This is a genomic window from Pelomonas sp. Root1444, from assembly GCF_001426885.1.
GTDB lineage: Bacteria > Pseudomonadota > Gammaproteobacteria > Burkholderiales > Burkholderiaceae_C > Pelomonas.
The window spans coordinates 64,694-84,801 of the sequence record NZ_LMFP01000003.1 but is presented as its reverse complement, the minus strand read 5'-3'; the positions used below and the strand labels follow the sequence as shown (position 1 = coordinate 84,801).

19 protein-coding genes, 1 tRNA gene and 1 pseudogene are annotated in these 20,108 nt (G+C 63.5%); 10 read left to right on the top strand and 11 right to left on the bottom strand.

Annotated elements, in window-relative coordinates; all coding sequences use genetic code 11:
- The first annotated feature begins 168 nt into the window (after positions 1 to 168).
- Complete coding sequence (locus ASD35_RS03210; RefSeq protein ID WP_082579874.1) at positions 169 to 2,400, top strand: ATP-binding protein; 2,232 nt, start codon at positions 169 to 171, stop codon at positions 2,398 to 2,400.
- Here ASD35_RS03210 and ASD35_RS26990 read toward each other — a convergent pair.
- From ASD35_RS26990 to ASD35_RS03200, 3 genes are all read right to left on the bottom strand, one after another.
- Positions 2,372 to 2,539 (bottom strand): hypothetical protein, encoded by a 168-nt coding sequence (locus tag ASD35_RS26990; protein ID WP_157275348.1) that lies wholly within the window; start codon positions 2,537 to 2,539, stop codon positions 2,372 to 2,374. The two genes, ASD35_RS03210 and ASD35_RS26990, sit on opposite strands and share 29 nt — an antisense overlap.
- A 238-nt stretch (positions 2,540 to 2,777) precedes the next feature.
- Positions 2,778 to 2,960 (bottom strand): IS66 family insertion sequence element accessory protein TnpB, encoded by a 183-nt coding sequence (gene tnpB, locus ASD35_RS27520; RefSeq protein WP_162254416.1) that lies wholly within the window; start codon positions 2,958 to 2,960, stop codon positions 2,778 to 2,780.
- A 255-nt stretch (positions 2,961 to 3,215) separates the two neighbouring features.
- Positions 3,216 to 4,262: a hypothetical protein gene (locus tag ASD35_RS03200; RefSeq protein ID WP_056873476.1), complete on the bottom strand. Its 1,047-nt coding sequence runs from the start codon at positions 4,260 to 4,262 to the stop codon at positions 3,216 to 3,218.
- 148 nt (positions 4,263 to 4,410) lie between these two features.
- Here ASD35_RS03200 and ASD35_RS26985 point away from each other — a divergent pair, with 148 nt between their 5' ends.
- Positions 4,411 to 4,569 (top strand): hypothetical protein, encoded by a 159-nt coding sequence (locus ASD35_RS26985; protein ID WP_157275347.1) that lies wholly within the window; start codon positions 4,411 to 4,413, stop codon positions 4,567 to 4,569.
- Positions 4,570 to 4,599: 30 nt separating this feature from the next.
- Here ASD35_RS26985 and ASD35_RS03195 read toward each other — a convergent pair whose 3' ends face one another.
- On the bottom strand, positions 4,600 to 5,202 hold the full coding sequence (locus ASD35_RS03195) for a hypothetical protein (protein WP_157275346.1): 603 nt from the start codon (positions 5,200 to 5,202) through the stop codon (positions 4,600 to 4,602).
- Positions 5,203 to 5,210: 8 nt separating this feature from the next.
- Positions 5,211 to 5,438, bottom strand: a complete 228-nt coding sequence (locus ASD35_RS03190) for a helix-turn-helix domain-containing protein (RefSeq protein ID WP_056874567.1) — start codon at positions 5,436 to 5,438, stop codon at positions 5,211 to 5,213.
- A gap of 173 nt (positions 5,439 to 5,611) precedes the next feature.
- Here ASD35_RS03190 and bamE point away from each other — a divergent pair, with 173 nt between their 5' ends.
- The 6 genes and pseudogenes from bamE (at position 5,612) to ASD35_RS27895 (ending at position 11,362) form a co-directional block, all read left to right on the top strand.
- Positions 5,612 to 5,962, top strand: coding sequence for an outer membrane protein assembly factor BamE (gene bamE, locus ASD35_RS03185; protein WP_056873474.1), 351 nt, complete (start codon positions 5,612 to 5,614; stop codon positions 5,960 to 5,962).
- Between the two features lie 162 nt (positions 5,963 to 6,124).
- Entirely contained in the window at positions 6,125 to 7,885 is a 1,761-nt protein-coding gene (locus tag ASD35_RS03180) for a zinc ribbon domain-containing protein (protein ID WP_056873473.1), read from the top strand.
- 162 nt (positions 7,886 to 8,047) lie between these two features.
- Positions 8,048 to 8,422, top strand: a complete 375-nt coding sequence (locus ASD35_RS03175; protein WP_056873472.1) for a DUF6232 family protein — start codon at positions 8,048 to 8,050, stop codon at positions 8,420 to 8,422.
- A 465-nt stretch (positions 8,423 to 8,887) separates the two neighbouring features.
- The gene (locus ASD35_RS26980; RefSeq protein WP_157275345.1) at positions 8,888 to 9,985 is read left to right on the top strand and encodes a hypothetical protein; all 1,098 of its coding nucleotides are present in this window, start codon (positions 8,888 to 8,890) and stop codon (positions 9,983 to 9,985) included.
- 252 nt (positions 9,986 to 10,237) lie between these two features.
- Positions 10,238 to 10,666: pseudogene (locus ASD35_RS28490) on the top strand (TniQ family protein); the annotation flags it as partial.
- A 156-nt stretch (positions 10,667 to 10,822) separates the two neighbouring features.
- Positions 10,823 to 11,362 carry a helix-turn-helix transcriptional regulator gene (locus tag ASD35_RS27895; protein ID WP_235538224.1) on the top strand — a complete coding sequence of 180 codons (540 nt, stop codon included), beginning with the start codon at positions 10,823 to 10,825 and terminating at the stop codon, positions 11,360 to 11,362.
- Positions 11,363 to 11,803: 441 nt separating this feature from the next.
- Here ASD35_RS27895 and ASD35_RS26975 read toward each other — a convergent pair.
- Positions 11,804 to 11,879, bottom strand: a tRNA-Arg gene (locus ASD35_RS26975).
- A gap of 291 nt (positions 11,880 to 12,170) precedes the next feature.
- On the opposite strand from ASD35_RS26975, the gene ASD35_RS03165 reads away from it, so the two are divergent.
- Positions 12,171 to 12,860, top strand: a complete 690-nt coding sequence (locus ASD35_RS03165; RefSeq protein WP_056873470.1) for a hypothetical protein — start codon at positions 12,171 to 12,173, stop codon at positions 12,858 to 12,860.
- Positions 12,857 to 13,852 (top strand): relaxase/mobilization nuclease domain-containing protein, encoded by a 996-nt coding sequence (locus ASD35_RS03160; protein ID WP_157275344.1) that lies wholly within the window; start codon positions 12,857 to 12,859, stop codon positions 13,850 to 13,852. Before ASD35_RS03165 ends, ASD35_RS03160 begins: the two co-directional genes overlap by 4 nt.
- Positions 13,853 to 14,046: 194 nt before the next feature.
- Here the strand turns inward: ASD35_RS03160 and ASD35_RS26410 are convergent, their stop codons facing one another.
- Genes ASD35_RS26410 through virB11 form a run of 5 tightly spaced genes read right to left on the bottom strand, consistent with a single transcriptional unit; the run spans position 14,047 to position 20,107 of the window.
- Positions 14,047 to 15,168 (bottom strand): DUF1173 family protein, encoded by a 1,122-nt coding sequence (locus ASD35_RS26410; RefSeq protein WP_082579870.1) that lies wholly within the window; start codon positions 15,166 to 15,168, stop codon positions 14,047 to 14,049.
- A 3-nt stretch (positions 15,169 to 15,171) separates the two neighbouring features.
- Positions 15,172 to 16,308: an LPD7 domain-containing protein gene (locus ASD35_RS03150; protein ID WP_056874566.1), complete on the bottom strand. Its 1,137-nt coding sequence runs from the start codon at positions 16,306 to 16,308 to the stop codon at positions 15,172 to 15,174.
- Positions 16,309 to 16,334: 26 nt separating this feature from the next.
- A complete protein-coding gene (locus ASD35_RS03145) occupies positions 16,335 to 16,985 on the bottom strand; it encodes an OmpA family protein (RefSeq protein ID WP_056873468.1) in 651 nt (216 codons plus the stop codon).
- Between the two features lie 12 nt (positions 16,986 to 16,997).
- On the bottom strand, positions 16,998 to 19,025 hold the full coding sequence (locus ASD35_RS03140; protein ID WP_056873467.1) for a type IV secretory system conjugative DNA transfer family protein: 2,028 nt from the start codon (positions 19,023 to 19,025) through the stop codon (positions 16,998 to 17,000).
- A complete protein-coding gene (gene virB11 / locus ASD35_RS03135) occupies positions 19,022 to 20,107 on the bottom strand; it encodes a P-type DNA transfer ATPase VirB11 (protein WP_056873466.1) in 1,086 nt (361 codons plus the stop codon). The genes ASD35_RS03140 and virB11 overlap by 4 nt, the downstream gene beginning before the upstream one ends.
- Position 20,108 lies beyond the last annotated feature (1 nt).

Sequence of the window (20,108 nt, the reverse complement as noted above, 5' to 3'; positions counted from 1 at the left end):
CGCCGCCGCGCGGCAGCGCGATGTCGCCATCGTCTGCCCTAGATCATCCAGAGCGGTAGCTGTCGCCGTTGTCCTACATGACGGACGCCAAGCCTGAACGATGCTAGCCGCCGTTTGTTGCCAAGCTAGCGCAAGGCGGCGCCCGATGGCGCGTTTACACCTCCACTCATGTCCAAGCCGCTCGACCAGATCCCGCTGACGTTCAGCTTGTCACCGGAAACCTCAACGGTGGAGTGGAAGGACGCGGTCATCGACCGATACCGCCGAATTCTGAACCGCGCGGTCCAAACCGCGATCATCACGGTGGATACGGCCGGCTTCGTCACCGGGTGGAGCGAAGGGGCGCGAGCGATGCTCGGCTGGACGGAGCCGGAGATGCTGGGACAGTCGCTGGCGCGCGTGTTCCCCCCCGAAGAAGGTGGCCAGTCGGCATGGGACGCGGAGGTCGCGGACGCCCGGCGAAGCGGATCTGCGGGCGCCGAGGGTTGGCGCCTTCGCAAGGACGGACAACGGATCTGGGCCATCGGGGAAACCAGTTGGCTCTATGAAGGCGACCCGGACGCCGGTTTCGTCAAGATTTTGCGAGACCGCACCGAGCAGCGGCGGGACGAGCTGAAGCTCGCTGAGCAGACCCGCGCGCTTGAGCTGCTGAACCGCGCAGGCGCAAGTCTTGCGCGCGAAACCAAGCTGGAGACGTTGGTTCAAACGGTCACCGACGCCGGGGTTGGGCTCACTGGCGCCGAGTTCGGCGCCTTTTTCTACAACCAGGTCAACGAGTCCGGCGAGAGCTACATGCTCTACAGCCTCTCCGGCGTGCCCCCGGAGGCGTTTTCCAAGTTCCCGATGCCGCGCAATACCGCGATCTTCGCGCCGACCTTTGACGGCGCTGGCATTGTGCGTTCCGATGACATCACGCTCGATCCGAGATATGGCCACAACGAGCCGCATCGGGGCATGCCCGCCGGGCACCTGCCGGTCAGGAGTTACCTGGCGGTGCCGGTCGTCTCCCGTTCCGGCTCTGTGATCGGCGGCCTGTTCTTCGGTCATTCCCAGCCCGGCGTGTTCACTGAACAGTCTGAGCAGAGCATGAACGGCCTGGCCGGAGAGGCGGCCGTCGCCATCGACAACGTGCGCCTCAACGAGGAAACGCAGAGGGAGGTTGCCGAGCGCCGGCGCGCAGAAGCTGCCCTTCGGGACTTGAACTCGCAACTAGAAGAGCAGGTGCGCCACAGGACCGAGGAACTTGTTCAACAGGGCGAGGCCCTGCGGCAGGCACAGAAGATGGAAGCCATCGGCCAGCTCACCGGAGGCATTGCCCACGATTTCAACAATCTGCTGCAAGTGATCGTCGGCAACCTCGAAATGCTCACCCGCACCTTGCCGGAAGGCATGGCACGCCACAAGCGCGCGGCGGCTTCGGCGATGTCCGGCGCCAAGCGCGCAGCGACGTTGACGCAAAGACTTTTGGCCTTCGCCCGGCGGCAGCCCCTCGATCCCAAGGCCCTGGACCTCAACGTCGTCGTCCAAGGCATCTCTGAACTGCTGCGACGGTCGCTGGGCGAGACCGTCGAATTGGAAACCGTTTTGGCGGGCGGGCTATGGAGCGTCGAGGCTGACCCCAGCGAGCTTGAAAGTGCGTTGGTGAATCTGGCCGTCAACGCGCGAGACGCCATGCCCGCAGGCGGGAAGCTGACCATCGAGACTGCGAACGCGCATCTGGACGAGGCCTATGTGGCGCGTCACGCCGAAGTGAAGGCTGGACAGTACGTGGTCATCTGCGTCACGGACTCCGGCATCGGCATGGATGCGCAGACGTTATCCCGGGCATTCGAACCGTTCTTCACGACCAAGCCTGAAGGCAAAGGGACGGGCCTGGGCCTGAGCCAGGTGTATGGCTTTGTCAAGCAGTCGAGTGGGCACGTCAAGCTGTACTCCGAGGAGGGCAACGGCACGACGGTGAAGATCTACTTGCCGCGCTTTTATGCGGCCGCCGAGTCCGATGAGGATGACACAGCGAGTTTCGTCCCAGACGCTGACGGGGAGAGCGTCTTGGTGGTCGAAGACGATGCGGACGTGCGCGCCTACACGGTCGCCGCCCTGCGAGAGCTCGGATACGTGGTCATTGAGGCGGTCGACGTGCAATCGGCACTCGGCGTCCTAGGGCTCGCGAGCGTCGACCTGGTGTTCACAGACGTCGTGCTGCCTGGCGGCATGACTGGTGAGGATCTTGCGGCGCGCGCCAACGAAATGTGCCCCGGCATCAAGGTCTTGTTCACCACGGGGTACGCCCGGAACGCGATTGTTCATCAAGGCCGTCTGGACCCCGGAGTTCAGCTCATCACCAAGCCGTTCACCTTCGACGACTTGGCAGTCAAGATCCGAGAAGTGCTTGACCAATAAGGACTTCGAGGCCGATGACGATGTAGCCGGGTTTCCAGTCGTGCTCGTGGCGTTCGGGGTTCGCGGCGCCGGCGCTGAAGCGCATGTAGCCGTCGGTCGGGATGCAGTGGCAGTAGCCCAACTCGGCCAGCAGCGGCAACAGGCGGTCGTACAGCGCTGCCGACGCCGTGCCCCCCGCGCAGGTCTTCGCGGACGTAGACCGTCACGTCGACCGACCGTTGGTAGCAGCACGCTCACGGTGCTTGCTCGCGTAGGCATATCCGACAGGCGTACGGGAAGTCGCGCAGGCCGAGCATGTCCGGCGTCGTGCCGGGCTCGGCCGCACGACGCTATCGGCACAAGTCCGTTGCCAGCGCTTGAGCTTCATGTCCGCCGGGTCATGCCCTGGTGATGCGCTGCATATCGGGCAGGCGCTGCCAGGGCAGGCTCAGCACCAGGGCGTCGAACTGGGCATCGGTGAGCGCCAGCGCCGCAAACGTGTCTGCCATCGCTGCAGCCCAGGTGAATCGGCCGGCATTGAGGCGGCGGGCGGCACACCACACGCCGAAGCCGTCATGCACAGTGAGCGTCCAGGGACTTCGTCTCTGAGTCGCGCACCCAGCGGCGCAACAGATTGGCGTTGACGCCGCAGGCCATCGCCACTGCAGCCATCGCGAGAACCTGGGCCAGCTCCTGGGTATCCCACCTGCAGAGATCGCAAGCGCTGTGAGGGCGAATCTTCGGTCCTTGGTCCTGTAGGTCGTAATCGCTTCAATGCCAAGATGGATGCAGGAGGTATGGGGGGATCAGCAGCGTGACGGTCCGCCCTACGACGATCAGCGCTGCTCCTGCGTTGGCCCGGCTGACGGATCGTCGACTTCAACGATGGACTGCAGCATGCGCATCACCAGGAAGTCATCTGGCGCCGTCTCGACCAGCAATCCAGTCTCGTCAACCCGGAAATGGGCCACCCGCGGGTGGTCAAAGGCCTTATCAGGCAGTGGGCGGTCGGCGTAGGGGTTGTGCAGGACCACCATGCCGTCGAGCAGATGCTCAGAGTAGTCCCGCTTGAGCCGCCGGAGAACCTGTGGATGGATCGTGCCCTTCTGCGGATGGAAGGTCGTGTAAAAGGTCTTGGCGTTCGGGTTTTCGGCCACGGCTCGCACCTTGCCCCAGGTGGCCAGCGAGCTGTAGACCACGGCCGACACGTCTCGATAGGCGTCGTCGCAGAACAGAGCCATATCGATGTTGACGGTTTCGTTCTTCGGTGCGGCGGAGACGTTATAGCTGACGACCTCGGTTGCATCGCGCGCGGTCGCTTCCTCGTCGTGGTACAGGCCGTAGAACGCGGCGATGACCGGCCGCAGCGCGGCCAGATGCGACAGCGGCCGGTCGTAGGCGCCGATGGCAACCACGAAAGGCTTGCCGGCGACGTGCTTGAGCGTGGCGTAAAAGTCCCTGTAGCGCTTCACCTTGGACGAAAAGCTGTTGCAGATGCGCAGGGACGCCTCGACGTTGAACTGATTCAGATCCTGCGGGATGTCGTCCTGCGTCCAGCCGACCGGCGGCTTGCCGCCCGCAGGCGGCGCGGCAATGGTGGCCTCCATGGCGAATGGCGCTGGGCCGCGCACCACGAAGTCGGGCGCATGGTGCGAGAAGTCGACCGGCAGCGCCATCTCCTTGAGAGACGCGTACAGGTACAGCTCCCAAAGGCAGGGCTCGAACGAGGTCTGGAATTCCTTGACGAACTTGTTGTCGCGATCAATGAAGCCCTGGGCCCACTGCGAGAAGACAGCCCGCTCGGCAGCGTAGTCGCCGCGCAGGATCATCTCAAAGACACGGTGCCAGCGGCCTTCCTGAACGACGGGCGTGAAGAGATCCATCGGACCATCGTACTGGCCGAAGCGTCAGCCTTCGACCTGTGCTGCAGCCGCCGGCGCGGAGCGAAATACGAGCGCGACCAGGACTTCGGTCTCCCCGCCATTTAGAAATGACTGCCGTAAGGGCAAGCGTGTCAGCTGGGAGTGGGACATGAGCAAAGTCGTCAACCAATCCTGGTTCAGAGATCCGATGACCGGTGAGCTGACCCTCGGCTTGGTTGTCATCCGCACTCTTTGTCGGGTGCCACCTGGAAGAGATTCGCTGAACCCGAAACCCGCCGGTGAGGTCGGACCTGCCGGGCCGTTTTGAGTCTCCCTCGTGGACCCGCCGCCGCGGCCATCAAACGTGTTGACAGCTCACAATCGTCGTCTTGGATGGATCGAGCAACAGAACGACAGTTCCATAGACGCCTTCGTCGTAGTAGGCCAGCCGGTCCTCGCTATAGATCTCGGCCAACGGATTCAGAACGGCGTTGATGCCGATGCTCTTGTAGATCTCGATCCGAGCATCGATGACCGAGCTCAACTTTTGCTTCTTCATCAGCCTTCGAGCGGCCGTATCTACGTGAAAGAACCAGGCCGAACTGGGCGTGAGCTTCTGCCGGAACCAGCCGCCCAATCGGTACGCCAAGCGGCGGTGCCAGTGCATATGCGTTTGAACAAGCGCCGCAAAGGCGCGCGGCGGCAGCCGATCCCTGCGTGTGTCGGCAAGAACGCAGTCCGGATCGAGCCGGCACTCGTAGACGAAAGCATCGCGACCATGAATGCGCCCCGCGACTGCCGTGGCGTGCCATTGCGCGCCCTGCTGTCTGGTCGCGAGCCAAATGCCGTTGACCGGTTTCTTCTCCTCTCCATACCCCGACATGCCGAGTTGGAAGCGCTCAAGCTGAGGCGCTGTCGTCCCGTGGTACAGGCGTGAGATTCGGCGGGCGCTTTGAGCCACGCCGCCCATCAAGCGCGGGCGCTTGAACGATTGGAGGTCATCAGCTCTCCGACAGACACCTTCAACGCCACCGCAATGCGCTCGATGTTGTCGATCGAGATGTTGCGCGCCTGCCGTTCGACGTGGGCTACGAAGGTCCGGTGAAGGCCGCATTCGAGGGCCAGAGCGTCCTGACTCAGCCCGCGCACACCTCGCAGGCGAATCATGTTGAGCGCAAGGATCTCCCGGGCGCTCATCGACGTCTGTTCGCTGCAGGACTTGGCCGTTGACACCCCGAGAGTGTTCAAGTCACCCGCTTATGAGTCACCCGCGTTTGAGTCACAATCGTTCCGCGCCGGTGCGCAAATGCGGAGGAATTTGTCGCGCATGTCGCCGGGCCCACTCGATCAACATCCATAGGGAGTTCAGCTTGACCTTCGCCAAGACAGCCGCTGCTTTCACCTTCGTCCTCGCCTGCACCGCACTGGCGGGGTGCGCCACTGGATCCCAAGCGATCGCCGACCCGAACAAGGTCGCCCAGATTCAACCAGGCAAGACCACCACCAAGCAGGTGGAGGACCTGCTGGGCAAGCCTGGGGACGTGTCGCTGGAAGCCAACGGCGAGAAGGTGTGGACCTACCAGCGCGTGCAGCAAAGCTGGAAGGCGTTCGTCCCCGGCCTCAACATGACGGGCGACTCCATGCACGAACAGAACCTGACCATCCGCTTCGACCGCAACGGTGTGGTCAAGGCGGTTGGTGCCGGAGAGCACAAGCTCTGAGCAGCCCGCTCAGAAGCCGTGACATCGTCCAGGCACGCCGCGGAGTGCCTGATCGGATGGCGGTTTAGCCCGAGGGCGGCCAGTCTCTTGAGCTGATAACGTCCCCAAGAAAGGACGTGTCAGGCCGCCATTGGGGCGCTGACCGAACAGAGGGAGATTTCCGTGAGCTACGACTACAGCTCGGCCGGCGCGACGCTTGAGCTGCCGAACCCGTACAAGGTCCAGAACCTGCTGCTGTTCTTGAGCGGTGGGACACTCGTCACCTTCGGCGTGCTTGCCCTGCTGGAGGGGCGCACGACGCTGGGCCCGACTCCATTGAGCATCGGCATGGCGTTGCTGTTTGCAGGGCTGCTGGCGCTCGGGGTGGCCGCAAAGCGGCTGAGATTCTTCTTCGGCCGCGGCCGACCGCACTCGCTGGCTCCCGAATTGCAGGCGACGATGACCGGCACTTCGCCCGCCGCTGACGCCATCAAGCGCCTGCTGCGGGAAGGGGCCCTGACGTATCCCGAGCCATCCGGTGCCGTTGACGGCGTGCTGTATCACTGGGTGCCCAAGCTGATCACAGCACCGATCGCCATCCAGGATCAGGCGCGCAGCGCCTTCTTCAATGCCAGTGCGATGGTCGCGGCTAGCCTGAGCTTCATCGTCGCTTGGGGTGTGTTCGGATCCGAGTCGAGCCGGCCACTGCTGTCGGCCGCCTATTTCGCGTTCGGGCTGCTGTTCCTGCTCAAGCCGGTCATCTCTGAGCGCCGGGCCCAGCTGAACACCAAGACCCTGGTGCTGCTGGTCACCGCCGCGGTCATCGGCCCGGCGGTGGTCAGCATTCTCGGCAAGAGCCTGCCGCAGCTGCAGTTCTCTTTGGCGCCCCAGACTTTCATGCTGCTGGTCTCGGGCACTGTGGCTTCCGTGCTGCTTCTATGTGCCGCGCTGCGGCAAGTCGCCGAGCCACCGGCGACGCAGACCAGTTCAGAGCAAGTTCGCCTCTCCCTCAACGTGCCGCCCAGCCTGCTGCTCGACGAACTGGAGCGGACGATGCAGGAGCAGTGGACCGAGAAGATTCCCAACCGCCGCTACGCACGCACCACCCCGACCATCCAGCCTGAGCTGCACGCTGGTCCCTTCGCCGGCGAGTTGCTGGAAGAGACCCAGCCGATGCCAATGCCGAACATGGTGCCGGCGTCAATCGGCCAGGCCCTAAGTTCGGGCCGGCACCGGTTTCTGGTCAGTCTGGACCTCTACGCATTCGCGCTGACGGTGGCCGCGGCGGTGTGCGCCTACGTCTTCGCGCGTAGCAGCGTCGATGCAAACCGAGATCTCTCGCTGCAGCTGGTTGGCGCTTCGTCAATCTTCATGGTCGTGGCGGGCTTCTGCTTCCGATCATCAGCGCAGCTGTGGGGCAGATTCGATTTCCAGTCGTTCATGACGTGGGTCGAGCTCGAGGGCACGTACCAGACGGCCAGCGTCGGCACGGGCAATCAGGTCACTGCACGCATGCACACGAACAACCAGATCGTGCGCACAGAGTCGATGACGCTTCGCGTCTGGCGCGCACGTGTGGAGTCCGTGGTGTTCGGCAAGGATGCTGGGCGGCAGATCACGGCGATGTTCTCGACCGATACCGCAGCACGTGAGCTGGCCGGGCATCTGGAGCAGTTCGGTCGGAGTCGGGCAAGCCTTGTCGCGCCGGAGAGCGCGGCAGACCTGTCGAGAATCAACGCGCTGGCGCACGCCGAGAGGGCGCTTGTCAGCGCGGTGGGACAGAGCGCCTTGCCTGGCTCGACGGCTTCGTTGATCGGGGTCAACGACGCGCCGACCGCCGAGACGTCTTCGCCGTCCCAGTTCAAATTCTGCCGGCACTGCGGCGCCAAGAATCTCCCGGACGCACGGTTCTGTCAGGCCTGCGGTGAGCGCGTAGAAGCCTGACGATCTAACAGCTGCCCTGGCCACGACTGGGGCGGCCAGCGGCGGCTAACAGCTGTCGAAAAGCTGACCGCCGGTACCCGTGAATCGATGTTCTGGGATGCCCTGATGTCGGCCTGGCCGGCCCGCGCTACCCTCGTCGCATAACTTTTTAAGGGAGCGAAGATGGACGAGAAAGTCTTTTTCGAACACGGCAGCGTTCAGGTGACAAACGCCCGGTTCAAGGTCGACGAACAGACCTACGCAGTTCGCAACATCACCAGCACAGCCGCATGGAGCAAGCCGCAAAGCTGGGCGTTGCCCCTGTTGCTGCTGCTCTCGGGGTTCGTCGCGTTCTCGAGCAAGGATGGGATTGGCGCGGGCGTATTGCTGTTGCTCGTGGCAGCCGCCTTGTTCTATTTCGGACGGCCCTGGCACTTCGTGAAGCTCAGCACTGCGTCCGGGGAAGTCAAGGCGCTGAAGAGCCGCGACAAGAACTACGTGCTTCAGGTGGTCAACGCGTTGAATGACGCGATGGTCAGTCAGCACAAGTCAGCTTGAAGACAACTTAACGTCAGCAGCGCACTTCGGGACGCGGCGCTGGGGTGGTCGGTTGAACTGACAACCGGGGCCGCGTCAGGACGCTGCGCTACACGTGAGGGCCGCTGGCCCGGGCCAGCTCCGCTACGTCTCTGCATCAGCAAGTTGAGGCACCCCAGTCGCGTCCAGTGCCTGTTGGCCAGGGCTAGGGTGCCCTAGCGTCCTGTGGACTTTGTCAGGTTGGCTCACTCGAGCGCGTCACTGCGCCCAGTTCAGTCGCATCGCGCACGACTCGTCTTCAACACGTATCGCTGTGTCCTTGATGGGGATCCTGGTATGTGGTCAGCGGCTGGGCGCGTCGTGTAGACGCATCTTAAGGGCTGGCGCGCACCCATTTGCCGGCCCAGAGGTCGGAACCAAATGCTGCTGCTTGCGGCTTAAAGACTTGGATTTGCTGTCACTTTTCCATCTGGAGGGAATCGATTGATGCGTCAATCAGCGTCCGTGCTTTCGAAATGGAACACTCGTTTTCTGTCGACCTTTAGCGGTCGCATCACAGTGGCGATCTTTTTCACTCTTGCGCTTTACGCGATTGCAAGATGGCTGCCTGAGGCGCTCGGTCCGCTAGTTTTCATTGGAATATCAGCGGCTGCGGTGATTTCGCTGGTTCGCAGGCTACGGGTACTACTGCCCGCCGTGAAAATTAGAGGAGTACGTCGTTTCGGTCGCTTCTTACGTGCCACGCGTATTGTGTCGGCCATACATCCTGCGGTCGAAGCGCTTCAACTAATTGTCGTCCTGCTCGCACTTCTGGTGATGTGCTATCTGATGCTTTTCAAAGATAAGCAGTCCTTATCTTGGATAGCAAACACGCTTGTAGGTTTACTGATTGCCGCAGCTGCTGCGGACATTCCATTCCAACTGCGGGCTGTGACGAAACTTGCGTGGAGCCAGACCTTAGGCAAACTCGCTCTGGGATCAATCAGCGCCTTGGCGATCATTCTTGCGACGCACGAAGCTCGCGACATGGTCCATGACCTCACCCAATCCGATCCCAATAATTTCCCTGACTTTCAGTCTTTGGCCGTATTCATTCTCACGCCCGCCTATTACGTTGGAATCGTGGCGGGTGTCCTTTGTGTCTGGGCGGCGTTGAACCTATTCCTGGGGGCGTTCTCGCTTTACATGGCGATATTTGCCAGTCTGATTCCTTCGTTTAAGAATAAAAAGAAGGCCTTTTGGGGATATCGACTGGCCTATGGAAAGCGACCGCCGCGCGACTACAAGCCGGAAGAATTCAACTGGGATGGCGTGTTGTTCTTCATGCGAAACATAGGAATAGTGCTTGCTGTTAGCCTCGGCGGATCTGCCCTCCGTCAGTTCGGTTCAGATCATCACGCGGTGATTGACCGCGGTTTAAAGGCGGCGTTAGTCGGCCTTGATTTTCGACCGGGGGCGCTTTGCGGCAGCGTGCTAGAGACGGCGCCAGCAGCGTATCTCGAAAAGTCCGCGCTGCTCGTGGCCACCAAGGCGCCCGAGGGCATCACGTTTGCGAGGCGCGAATGCGCAACGCCGGGACGTTGACGCGAGCGGCGCATCGTCGGGGAGGTGCTGACGTCCTGCGAATGACGGAACCCTTCATATGGGGGAGAGTGCGGGCCGTCTCCACAATGCTGAGGAAGTGGAAACCCTGTAGCGTCCGTCCTTTCATCCAGGCGCTGCTTAGCATGGCCACCCGCGTTTAAGTCACAATTCGCCCGGGTCGGTGTACGTCTGCGATGCCACTTCCATCCGGTTGTGCCCGACCCGAATCGCGCGTGAAGGCCGGTGTGGTGCATGCCAACAAATGTCGACCCCTACTTAGGACCACTGCAGCCCATTGGCCTGGGCACCCCCGATGCCGAATCGGCGGAAAGCTATCTGTGGCGGTTGGCGGATGCGCACGCAGTCCCATGGCAGACGATGCACGAGTTCATCAACAACCATGGGCCCGCGATCTATAAGGAGCTCCGCGGACAGCCGCCCAGGCTCGACGCGCCAACGCCTCAAGCGGCGGCCTACGTGCATCGGGTGGCGACCTTGGTCAGGCAACCAGAGGTTGCATCGCTGGGATTGAGTTGGCTGGCCGGGCGCGTGCGCGCGCAGCACGTTCTCCGTGCGAGTCGCGCGTGGTGTATCGCCTGCCTCGCCGACACGAGGGAGGGGCACACGCCGTACGCGCCACTGATGTGGAGCCTGGCGAGCGTGTCCCATTGTGCGCGCCACGGCGCACGGCTCCAGGAGCGGTGCCCGTCGTGCGGCTCGAAAAATCCCGCTTGCAGAGTAGAAGGTTGGGACTGGAGCCGATGCGCTTCTTGCAAACAACCATATGCAGCTTCCGACGCGGTGCCGGACGAGATGGCCTCCGCTCAGGAGACCGCTGTGCTGGAGCAGATGGGTTTGCTGGCATCAACGCTCGGGCACGAAGTCGTTGATGTTCCGCGACCGGCCTTCGCCGCGATCGTGATCTCGCTTCACGGCCTGGGGCATCACGTCAGCCCGAGCCAGATGGCGTGGCTCATGGGCGTCTCAAAAGGGACGGTGAGCTCGTTGATCGGCGGCCACGCTCAGCCAGGAATTGATTTGCTCTTGCGACTGGCCACTGCCTACGGAGTCGAACTGCCCTCTCTGCTGTTGCAGCGAGAGGGCGAGACCGATTGGCTGATGCGGTCGACGCGGCATGGCCTCGTGGTCTGGACCGCTCGACGGAAACCTCGCATCGATTGGGAATCCGCCCAGCAGAAGCTGGATATCCATATGAGCGCCGAGGCGGCCTTGCCGGTGGCCCAGGTCGCGAAGGAATTGCAGGTCGACGCGCGGCACTTGGCGGCGTGTCAGCCCAAGACCACGGCAGCCCTGACCGAGCGATATCGGACGCGGGTTGCGCGGGAACGCAGTGCGCGTCGGGCCCCACCCACCTGAGATGCCGGTGGGCGCATTGAGCCGATACGCCCGTTGCGATTCAGGGCTTCTCGAGCAACTCTGCCAGCGCGCGCAGCTGAGCGACGCTCACCGTCTGGCTGGCTCGCCGAGCCACGCCTTCGGAAGCCGCGGATTGCGCATCCCAAAATCGCCTGAGAAAGTTCAGGCCTTCCTGGGTCAGTCGGTACCGCCAATGCCCCCGTGGACCTTTGTGGGCCGTTGCGTCGTGACGACGCCAACGTGACCCGCATCGGGTCTTCTTACGTCGTTTCCTCAGCGGCTGAGGTCTGCTGGCTGGTCAGATCGCTTCGGTAGGGCAGACCGACCTGGATTGGCCTGCCGTTGAAGCATAGGTTGGCCGGGAGTGGAATGAAGTTAACTCTGGCCAACCTGGCCAACCTTTGGGACAAGTCACAGTCAGCGACTTGCAAGGGCTTGATCTGGCGCGCCCGGTTGGGATCGAACCAACAACCCTGCCTTCGGAGGGCCATGCAATCGCGGCAAATGTGATGGGCGCGCTTCCGGCTCCCGCGAAGGGTTCGGATGGATGGCGGGAGCCGCGCTCTTGCATGCCGTACAACCACAGCGGGTTCGACTGTCGCCCGAGTAGTGACGAGGCCTGAGCGTGCAAGCGCTACGAAGGGCTCAGGCGAGCTTCGTCGGAAACGTTGAAACGGATCGTTAAGCCTAGCGGGATCGCAGGGGACGAGGCGGTGCGTTTCAAGACTGCCCGAGACATAGCGACGCCAATGGACGGCTGCGGCGATGGACTACTCATGACTTCAGAAGGCGGGCACGATACGGCGTCATGCCCACGCCAACGACTTCGTCCGACGGGCGGCAGCTGGAGTTGCTGGCTGATGCGACGGTGCGGGCCTCCTCAACCGCGCCGTTTCGCCCCGGCGGTCTCGGCGCCAGCGCGGACCTTGAGCCCGCGTGCCGGCCAGCGGCCGGGCAGGGCGTTTATCGTCGGGACCGCATCACCGTCGACCTGCGCGGTTTGCGATCTCGCGTCGACGCGCGGGCGGCACAACACAGAATCACAACTGCGGCTGCGGTGAGGCGTGCGGTTGTGCTCATGCTCGACGCAGATGACCCGGGGTGCGGTGCGCGCATCACTGATGCGGCGTCCAGCGAGAAGGTCGCCAAGGTCACGCTGCGTATGTCGCCCGTGCATGCGAGGGAGTTGGCCTGGCGGGCTCGCGCTGCCGACGTTGCCCAGGGGCGGTACGTCTGCTCGTTGCTTGACGGCGCACCGGCGCCGCCGCTCCCCGCTGATCACTCGGTCGCAGTCGCTGCGCTGAGGGCATCCACCGACCAGGTGGCTGCGATGTATGCCGATCTCAACGCGTTCCTGCGGCTGCATCGGCAGGAGGCGGCCGATCGGCTGGCGCCAGATTGCGCCGGCTTGAGGGCATTGGCTATGGACATGCAAGAGCACCTGGCGAAGGCGTCGGTGCTGATCGCCGATCTCGCGCCGGCCAGGAGGCTGCGATGACGCGCCAGTACGTCGACGGCGTACTCGTGCAATGGGGTGAACGCCTGTTCTACCCGTCCAACCACATCGTCAAGTCGCTGCCCGCACCGAGGCTGGACGCGATGACACGTCGCAAGGCGGCGGTGATCCGCCAGCGCATTGAGGCCACGGTGCGGTGGGCGCCGCAGGTGATGGTCAAGGTCACAGGAGGCGGGCGCGGCATGGCCGCCATCGCGGCGCACTTTCGGTACATCAGCAAGAACGGGCGCCTCGCGATAGAGGACGATCGCGGGGTCGCGCGCACCGGGAAGGAGGTGCTGTGCGACCTCGCGGACCAATGGCGCTATGGCGGCTCGTTCATCGGGGATCTCGGCCATCGGCGAGAGGCGTTCAACATCATGCTGTCCATGCCGGCCGGCACGAACGCCGCGCTGCTGAAGAAAGCGGCGCGCGAGTTTGCGCGTACCGAGCTGGCCGGACACCGTTACGTGATGGTCCTGCACGAGCACCAAGCCAATCCGCACGTTCACCTGAGCGTTAAGGCGGAGGGCATATCCGGCAAGCGCTTGAACCCCCGCAAGGCCGATCTTCATCGGTGGCGCGAGACGTTCGCAGAGAAGCTGCGCGGCTGGGGCATCGAGGCGGAAGCAACGCGCCAGGCGACCCGGGGCGAGAACCGTAACTATGAGCCGCTGTGGCGGCTCAAGGCCAAGGAGGATGGACGCCTGCGCGCGCAGCCGGCTGCAGCCAAGGCAGAGCCGCATGCGTCGCGCGACGGCAGTGCCGATGCGATGTTCTGCTGGGGACACATCTGGAAGGCGCTAGAAGCGTCCGACGTCGACGAAGACCGAGCGCTTGCAAAGCGCATCAGTAGCTTCGTGCGCGGCTCGTCGGTGTTCAAGCAGGCTGCGCGTCGTCGGCTGGGGCAGGAAGCCTCGGTGAGCCGTGAGCCCTTGGCGGCGATGCGCCATGACGTGTCAAAGGGCGGTCCAGTTCCGAAACTCGAGCGGTGACTCCGATCTCGCTTGTCCGATCGGATAGGCGGCCAGTTATCGCGCCCTTCACGCGCGCTGGAGTGCGGCCTGCTTCCTTCGCGCTGCGCAGCTACGAGGCCTGGGTTCACTCTGCCGTTGTAGAGGGGCGCGCAGGCTTTCATTTGATATAGCGTCGGCGCCTGGACGGCAGGCTCGTTGAGTTTCGTTCGAGATCAGGTCGGAGCTATCGTTTCCCCGTCAGCGTTGAGCAGTACCGGCTCGCCCCGGTCTGTCAATGCAACGCAAGGGATCCTCTCGCTACGCGCCAGGTCATACCTCAGGGTCTTCTGAAATCCACGGCCCTCGCGTACGAGCCGATGGACAAGCTGATGCTCAAACACGGTTTCCACAGGCAGCCAGTGCCTGGTGACGGGCATGAGGCACAAGTTGACGATCTCCGGTACTCCCGCCGCAGTCAGACCAAAGGTCGCTGCCATCACCATGTGGATGTCTTCCGAGGCGCTCCAGAGATCGAGCTCCTGCCCGAAGCGCTTGCCAACACGGCGGTACAGCGGGTCGTCGAGCGCAAATGCAACGTCGGGAACATGCTTGAGCACCGCCTTGTAGCCCCGACGGCCGGGGACGATGCCTTTCACCTCGGCGATGATCAGCATCAGGTTCTGTGCCCGGCTTGGCTGTTGTCTGGCTGGCGTCCAGCTTGCGCGGCGGCGTGCGTTGATCGGCTCCAGCTGGTCGAGCGCAAAGACCTCGGGGACGTAGAGCCTCGCTGAAAGCGGGTAACCGCCTGCCAACTTCTGTTCAGCGGCGCGAAGCAAGTGTCGGCGCACCGTGACCCAGGATCGTTTGCCGTCGAAGGACGGGCGCCAGTGGGTCAGCTCGGCTTGGTCCCATAGGTAGTGAAGCAAACCACGCAACGAGAGGCGGTCCATTGGGGTGGATACGCTGCCGGGCGCCGAGGAAGCTGGCTGATGCGCTGATCGCGCCGGGCTCTTCGACAGCGGGAAATCCAATCTCAGCGTGGTATTGCCGGTCGCTGGGTTCTCGACGATGGCTGTGCCAAGTAGTTGTGCCAGGCCCGAGAGTCCAGGGGACAGTTCAAACGACGGGCAGTCCGGCGCATGCTGGTTGCCGGTCTGGGGCATGCGCTTGACGATGTAGCCGTCGTTGAGCCGCGCCACGTACATTTCGATGCCCGCAGGGCGGCATTGACACCTGGGTCTCCGACGTGCCGCGTAGGCCCCAGCGACGGCCTCGGCGAAGCCGGGGGTACCGGCTTCGAACACACGCCCGGCAATCTCAACGGCCACGGACGGAGACGGCGCGTCGATCACCATGATTCAACGCGCGTGCGACGGCGTGGCTCGATCGCGAACCCTGTTCGGCTCTGGCGTGCTGGCCGTGCCCGGTCGCTGCGATGCCGCCGTCATGTCGTAGACCTTCACCTTGGGGGACTGGCCGCGGCTGGCGCGCTCAGCGAGCTTTTCTGTGGCGGCGGCCAGGACAGCGTTGCGTCGCGTTTCGGGTACGCCTTTGGCGACCAGCACGGCCTCAATCGCGGCGACGAGGGCCTTTCGGCCGCCGCCACGTGTCGAGGACTTCTCGGCTGGTGTGGACGCTGTGCCGCTCGGTGCGTCGCGGTTCGGCTCAATTCGGTTGGTCAGCCTGGCCTCCCGCTCGCGCTTGAGGATGTCCATGTCGGCGGCGTTTGGTTCGTATCCGACGGCCTTGACCCCGCGCACCGAGGCCTCGAGCCAGACCATGCGTCGGAATTCCTCGCTGCCCGAAACGCGCAGGCCTTTCCAGTCGCGGGCTTGGGCAACGTCGACCATGGAGCGCGCGACAGACGGACTGTTGGTGTCGGTGGCCAGGTGAAGGTTCGACTCTGTGAATGCCACACGCGTGCTGTCGCCTCGAAACCGGTACTCGGTTCGACCGACGGTCACGTGGCCGATCTGGACCGGGGCTCGCTTGATGATGTACCTCTCCTTCAAGGCTGCTTCAAGGCGGGTCACCAAGGCGGCTCGTTCGGCTTCCGCGTCGATCTTGGCAACTGCCGTTGCATCCATGGGTTCCGGTTTCATGGCAGGGGCGCCAGACCCGATCTTGGGTGCTGCAGTTCCTTGTGGAACGTCATCCCGGTCCACTGGAGAATTCTGTGGCCTCTTGAAGAGGCCTGCTATCTCGCTGCTGCGCTGCCAGTCCGTCCCGCTCTTCAGCACGGGCGTCCGCCGGCCATCGGGCGCGATGGCGGTGAAGCGACTGCTGCCGAACTGCTCCGCCTTGGCGATCATCTCAGCCATGGTGTTCGCCCGGTACGTGACATCGGCGAACGGATCTCGCAGTTCATAGCGTTCTCCAGGTGCGTTGTGTTGCTCCAGGAGTTTCTCGGGGGCGCCTGCTGCGCGCTTTGCTGGCTCGACGGTGCCACCCTGAGGGGGTGGCCGCGGGCTGATGGAGGAACTGTCTGCATCCATGAGGGGCTCCTTGGCGCCTGGGCCGATCAACGTGCGGAGGCGTCAGCGGTCGGGAAGTCTGGCGAGGCTCGATAGATCTCGATCTCTACCCGTCGATTCAGTGCTCGGCCAGCCGGGTCGCTGTTGTCGGCAATGTGATCGCCTATGGCCTGGTGGGTGGCGCGAATGCGGAATGGCTGCACACCGGCTGAGATGAGGAAATCCCGAACCGCCGCGGCCCTATCGCGTGCCATACGGTTCTCCGCAAGGGAATCGATCACACCATCGGTTCGGCCTCTGAGCATCACGAGCGGCGCCGATTTGGCTTCGTCGACGAGCGCTCGAGCCGTGTCGGGCGGGATGTCGACTCGCGCGCTGCCGAACTCGAAACGAACGGTGTAGAGCGCGTTGGCCTGGGGTTGCTGCGCCATGGGCGCTTGCATGTTGGCCAAGGTGTGTTGTCTGGCCCAGAGGCTGGACAGCGTGGCGGCCGTCGACTCGGCCAATCTGCTGGTTTCCGTCGCGGCCAAGCGGGCGTTCTGAAGGTCGTTCGTGCAAACCTGCAGTTCGACGGCTATCGCGGAATTGACCGGCCGCTTGCGCGACTCGTCGACGGTCGGCTGCTTGGGCGCAGAGGTGCAGGACGCCAACAGCGCCAGCGACAACAGGAAGGGGGTGAGGTTGATGGTCACCTGCATGCTTTGCTCCTGTTAGAGGTGAAGGGCTTGGGGTGCCTGCGTGGCGCTGATGGGCCTCGGCGCTTGCTCGGTGGACAGCACGCCGTCTTCATCTGGCACCGCTTCAACGACGCCTCCGATCTCGGGTTCGCCGGAACGGCTGGCGGTGAAGAAGTTCAGCAAGGCTTCTGCGACTTCGTCCGGCGGCCCGTCGAACCCGGTTGGGAGCCGAGCCATGTCGTGCGCAAGGGCGTCGATATCGATGTGCTCGCCAGGTGCGAGGTCGTCTTCGACAAGGCGCCAGCGTTGCTGAACGCGAGCCAGGTGCAGCTCCACCTTCATGGACGGCACCGTCGGCGCGGGAAGCAGTCGCGACTGGAAGGCCTTCTCGTTGAAGTAGCGGATCTTCTCGGCGAGTATGGGCTTGCAGTTCTCGAGGATGACGACCAGGCGCTCGGTGCCAAGTTCCTTGAACTCCTGCGGCAGCAGCAGCGAGCGGCGTTGGTCGCTGTCGTTGCGGCTGACGGTCGTGTGGCCGTGGCCGCCGATGGAGCTGCTGCGGCCCCGCGAGGTGGCGCGCTCGGTGAAGTGCCCCAGCATGGCGCTGTACTCGTCGGCATCGCGCTGCTCGCGCGGGGCGTAGAGGATCTGCAGGCCGTGGTTGGTCGCGAACGTGCGTGCTTCCTTGTCGCCGTAGACGGCATCCAGTTGCGACATCGCCTGCACGACCGTCAACAAGCGCAGGTTGTAGCCGGCAAGGTACGCGGCGGCATTAGTGATGACGCTGACCCGCCCCATGGCCGTGAATTCGTCGTTGATCAGCAGGCACTGAAGGCGCAGGGTTGGATCCTGCTCGGGCAAGTGTTGGGTATTGAGGTTGACCAGTTGCGAAAAGAACAGGTTAAGTAGCGGCCGCGCGCTGGCCAGTCGGTTCGGGGGGATCCGAACGTAGATCGACATGGGGCGGCGTCGGACGTCTGCCAACCTGAAGTCGTCTGCGCTGGTGGCGGCATCGACGATGGCATCTGCAAAGATGGTCAGCGGCGCGACGAACGTGGCGACGATGCTGGACAACGTGTTGTCGGAGTTCGACAGCAGTCGCTGCAGCGCATCGGTGCATTCCTCGGTGAGGGCTCTCTCCTCTTTGATGCGGGCAGCGATCAAGTCCACAAGGTGCTCACGCAGCGAGCGACCTTTCCCGGAGGACTGCCTCAGCATCTCGCCAATCGTGAGAGGGAGTTCTGGCGATTCCAGCATCAGCAAACCCAGCCCCAGGAAGAGGTTGCGCGCCTGGTCGTTGAAGAACGCTTCAGACGAGGTGCCGCTGCCATCGTTCGGGAAGAACACCTGCCCGATGCTCAGGAGATCGCCGACTCGGTGCAGCGGGCTCGATCGCACGGTGGTCAGCGGATTCCAGCGGTGGCTGCGGGCGTTGTCGTCGAACGGCGAGAAAGCGTAGACCGCCTGGCCGTGCGCCGTCCGGTAGCCGGCTGTGACGTCAAAGTTCTCGCCCTTGATGTCGAGCACGACCACCGAGTCGGGCCAATTCAGCAGGTTAGGAATGACGACGCCCACGCCTTTGCCGCTGCGCGTCGGGGCCGACAGCATCACGGACAACTGACCGGCCAGCGACAAGTACCGGCCCCCGTACCGGCCGACCAGGATGCCGGGCCGTGCTCCGCCGATCAGCCCGGCGCGCACGACTTCGGCCGCCGTGGCAAAGCGTGCATCACCATGCAGGGGGCGGCGCTGGCTTGTAGCGGCGACCATCGCGATGGGCAACACGATCAGAAGTCCGCCACCGGCAGCGCCCATGGCGATCAGCAGCTTCTTGCGAAGCGACGGGTGGTCGGCGTACAGATGCCAGTAGTGGACGATGCTGGTGAGCTTGGCCTGCGCCGGGTTGGCCTTGTTGAACAGCAGGAAGAGCACGGCCGAGAGGTAGACAGAGGCGCAGACCAGCGCGGCGCAGGCGACCAACGCGAAGACGGCTGCAGCGAGCTTGCGGCTCGGCGACCAGATCGTGTTGGATAACCCGGACAAGGTTGCCGTAGTGCTCATGGCGTGCTCACGGGATCGCTGGGCGCGCGAGCCAGGCGCTGAGTGCGCGGCGCGTAGTGGACCTCGGAGATGAACCTTCCGCGGTCGTCACGGTCGAACTGGATGACCACGTCAACCACCAAGTTGAGCAGCCGCTTGATCTCTTCCATCGTCAACCCGCCGCCGGCCCCCGTCTCGCGGATCATCAGTGACATCTGCTCATACGCCAGGGCGCAGCTGCCTGCGTGCACGCTGGTGATGCTCCCTGGGTGGCCGGACGCTGCCAGACGGACGAAGTGGAAGCATTCGTCGCCACGCACCTCCGCAAGAATGATCCGGTCGGGTTTCATGCGCAGGCTGGCCTCCAGTAACGATTTCGCCGTCACCCGTGCCGTGCCTTGGCGATCTTTGCTGTAGAACAGGTGGACGGCGTTGGGGTGGTTGGGCAGCGTCAGCTCGGCGGTGTCCTGGATGGTGATGAGGCGTTCCTGTCTCGAAACCTCCTCAATCAGGCTCTTCATGAATGTCGTCTTTCCGGAGCCGGTCCTGCCACTCACCACGATGGTTTGGCGATGATGCACAGCCAATCTCAGAAAGTCGGCGTAACGCCGCTGCGACTTCAATGTAAGAAGTTCTTGCTCGACTGCCTGGATAGCAGACTGGCCCGTCGCGGCCGCCGAGGTTCGTCCGAACAACCCCTCGCGCTCGAAGTCGTCCAGCCGCTTGATGAGCGACGCCGGCTTGCGCACGGTGATTGAGACGGTGCCGCGTGACACCGCCGGCGGGATAGCGAACTGAACCCGCTCCTCGCTCGGCAGCGTTGCCGAGAGGAGAGGGCGCTCCTGGTTGATCTGTTGGTCGCAGTAGGTAGCGACGGCGGTCGCTAGCGACATGCAGCGCTCCAGCGTCATCTCCGGTGATGCGGCGACCTGCCATCCATCGTTGGTCTCGATGTGCAGCTGACCGGGCTGGTTCACACAGACCTCGAGCACGCCAGGCGCGTCTAGGTGCTGACGCAATGGCCGCAAGAACTCGACAACCGAAGTGGCGTCTCCACGCCACCCTTGGTCAGTGGCGTCGAGGTCGAAGGCAAGAGCATCCATG

Bases quoted from the DNA above. Each gene is read 5' to 3' on its own strand.
- ASD35_RS03210 (WP_082579874.1), top strand. From the start codon at position 169: ATGTCCAAGCCGCTCGACCAGATCCCGCTGACGTTCAGCTTGTCACCG.
- ASD35_RS03200 (WP_056873476.1), bottom strand. From the start codon at position 4,262: ATGGATCTCTTCACGCCCGTCGTTCAGGAAGGCCGCTGGCACCGTGTC.
- ASD35_RS26985 (WP_157275347.1), top strand. From the start codon at position 4,411: ATGAGCAAAGTCGTCAACCAATCCTGGTTCAGAGATCCGATGACCGGT.
- ASD35_RS03190 (WP_056874567.1), bottom strand. From the start codon at position 5,438: ATGAGCGCCCGGGAGATCCTTGCGCTCAACATGATTCGCCTGCGAGGT.
- ASD35_RS03175 (WP_056873472.1), top strand. From the start codon at position 8,048: ATGGACGAGAAAGTCTTTTTCGAACACGGCAGCGTTCAGGTGACAAAC.
- ASD35_RS26980 (WP_157275345.1), top strand. From the start codon at position 8,888: ATGCGTCAATCAGCGTCCGTGCTTTCGAAATGGAACACTCGTTTTCTG.
- ASD35_RS03165 (WP_056873470.1), top strand. From the start codon at position 12,171: ATGCCCACGCCAACGACTTCGTCCGACGGGCGGCAGCTGGAGTTGCTG.
- ASD35_RS03160 (WP_157275344.1), top strand. From the start codon at position 12,857: ATGACGCGCCAGTACGTCGACGGCGTACTCGTGCAATGGGGTGAACGC.
- ASD35_RS26410 (WP_082579870.1), bottom strand. From the start codon at position 15,168: ATGGTGATCGACGCGCCGTCTCCGTCCGTGGCCGTTGAGATTGCCGGG.
- ASD35_RS03150 (WP_056874566.1), bottom strand. From the start codon at position 16,308: ATGGATGCAGACAGTTCCTCCATCAGCCCGCGGCCACCCCCTCAGGGT.
- ASD35_RS03145 (WP_056873468.1), bottom strand. From the start codon at position 16,985: ATGCAGGTGACCATCAACCTCACCCCCTTCCTGTTGTCGCTGGCGCTG.
- ASD35_RS03140 (WP_056873467.1), bottom strand. From the start codon at position 19,025: ATGAGCACTACGGCAACCTTGTCCGGGTTATCCAACACGATCTGGTCG.
- virB11 (WP_056873466.1), bottom strand. From the start codon at position 20,107: ATGGATGCTCTTGCCTTCGACCTCGACGCCACTGACCAAGGGTGGCGT.